The sequence below is a fragment of the Paraburkholderia sp. SIMBA_027 genome, assembly GCF_046535315.1.
Taxonomy (GTDB): Bacteria; Pseudomonadota; Gammaproteobacteria; order Burkholderiales; family Burkholderiaceae; genus Paraburkholderia; species Paraburkholderia tropica.
Genome location: NZ_JAWRWY010001055.1, coordinates 1 through 256, shown reverse-complemented (window position 1 = coordinate 256; position 256 = coordinate 1). Strand labels below are relative to the sequence as shown.

Here is a 256-nt window from a genome sequence, read left to right as displayed (position 1 = left end):
AGGTCGTCGGCAACTTTCACACTGTCATCGAGGGGCAGCTCTACCGCTCTGCACAGCCGACGCCTTCGCAGCTTGATACCTATGTGAAGGAACACGGCATCAAGACCATTATCAATTTGCGTGGAGAGAAGCAGAACGCGGCCTGGTATCAGGCGGAAATCCAAACAGCCCAGGAACTCGGCGTCGAACATGTCGATTTCGGAATGTCGGCTTCGAAAAAACTTGCGCCGACACGCGCCGACGAGATCGTGGCAAT

Annotated in this window: 1 protein-coding gene; it reads left to right on the top strand. The window is 55.1% G+C overall.

Features of this window, described 5'->3' with window-relative positions; translation table 11 throughout:
* Positions 1–256, top strand: a 256-nt coding sequence (locus SB764_RS42350) for a hypothetical protein (RefSeq protein ID WP_410867087.1), incomplete at both ends; no start/stop codon positions are given.